1 protein-coding gene is annotated in these 1647 nt (G+C 70.6%); it reads right to left on the bottom strand.

Annotation, left to right across the window (positions count from 1 at the left end; genetic code table 11):
* Positions 1 to 162 precede the first annotated feature (162 nt).
* Positions 163 to 1527 carry an IS1380 family transposase gene (locus tag FCN22_RS21395; protein ID WP_137123585.1) on the bottom strand — a complete coding sequence of 455 codons (1365 nt, stop codon included), beginning with the start codon at positions 1525 to 1527 and terminating at the stop codon, positions 163 to 165.
* Positions 1528 to 1647 lie beyond the last annotated feature (120 nt).

Below are 1647 nucleotides of genomic sequence, written 5' to 3'. Positions count from 1 at the left end.
CCTCACCGTTTCATCGGGTTGGGTGAACGGGCGGGCTCTGGGCGGCGGCGGGGTTCGGGGGTGCGAAGCTGGGTCAGAGCGTGGGTGTGTGCCGGCTGGCGCTGCCGGTGGGCGGGTCTCCGAGGTTCCTGGTCGTGGGCGGGCAAGGTCGCGTCCGGCCTGCTATCCGGACGCGGGCAGGGCTCGTAGCCTGTTGATGGCCGCGACGACGGTGGCCGCGAAGGGCCAGGCGGCATCGAGGTCCAAGATGGTGCGCCGGCCGGTACGGATCAGCCTGGCGGCGATCCCGAACAGCAGTAGCCGCAGCCGCTTCGGTTCGGCGACGGCATGCTGCCCGGTCAGAGCCAGGGTCTGCATCCAGGCGGTCAGGTCCTGGGCCAGCAGGACCAGCTCGATCCAGATCTGGTTGGACGCCGCGTCGTGGTAGGGCAGGTTACGCAGCCCGGTGTCCTTCGCGGCACGGATCCGGTCCTCGCAGCGGGCGCGGCGCCGCTGACGCAGCTCGAGGGTAGGCAGGTCGGTGCCGGGGTGGTTGGTCGCGAAGCAGGTGATCCGGTGCCCGTCGACGTCGGTCAACCGCAGCTGCGCGCCGGGGTGGGGGCGTTCCTTGCGGGCGATCACCCGCATCCGGTCGGGCCAGCCGTCCAGGTGCAACCGGTCGGTCAGCTCGGCTACCCACGCCCCGTCCCGTAGCACGCCGTCGGCGTCGATCGCCGGGGTCCACGCCGAGGCCGGCAGGGCCTCGATCACGGCGGCCACGTCGGCGCGGGCGTAGAACCCGACCGTGTAGTCGATCCCACGCTGCTCCAGCGCGTCCAAGAACGCGTGGGTGCAGGCGGCGGTGTCGGTGCGGATCACCAACCGGTCACGCTCAACCGGCGTGAGCTGCTGTTCGATCAGGTCCAGGATCGCCAGGTGGTCGGTCGCGGTGCCGGCGTTGGCGTTGCCGGGCCGGTTGATCGCGGCCAAGCCCTCGCCGGTGCCGCCCGCGCCGTGATCGGCGTAGGCCATCAACGGGTGGAAGCCGAACCCGCGCTTGTAGGTCGGTGCCGCGGCCTGTTTCTCGCTGTGCGCGGTCACCAGCGTGGCGTCGATGTCCACCACCACCTCGTCATCCGATTCCGCGGCCGGTTGCCGCGTCCGGGGCACCACCTGGGCCCGCGCCGCCGCGCGAGCCGCGCGCAGCGCGCTCAGTGCCTGGTCCCCAGCGCCCGCGAGGGTATCGATCAGCCGGCTGATCGTGGCCGTCGAGGCGACCGGACCGAACAACCCCGACCCGGACCGCAGCAACGTCACATCAGCCGGGCAATCGCCCCCGACCGCGAGCATCACCGCCAGATCGGTGATCACCTTGCCCGGATCGTGCACCGCCATCGGCTTGCGCCAGCACGCGAGCTGCTCGCTCAGCGCCGAGGTCAGGCCGCTGACCCGCGCGGTCTCGACCAACAACTGAGCGCCGGCCAGCGACACGCACCCCGTCGCATCGGCACGGACATGGACACCAGGGAACAACCGGTTACGCTTCACCTACGGAGTGCCTTCCGCTCGAGATCACTTGTGACGTCGTAATCCCAAGTTTCCCGTGCCGGACAGGCACTTCCGTGCATTACAGGCCCGTGTCAACCCCCGAACCATGAAACGGCGAGG

Source organism: Segeticoccus rhizosphaerae (genome assembly GCF_005222685.1).
GTDB classification, from domain to species: domain Bacteria; phylum Actinomycetota; class Actinomycetes; order Actinomycetales; family Dermatophilaceae; genus Segeticoccus; species Segeticoccus rhizosphaerae.
Note: the sequence above shows the minus strand (reverse complement) of the source record. Positions and strands in the feature narration are given on the sequence as shown.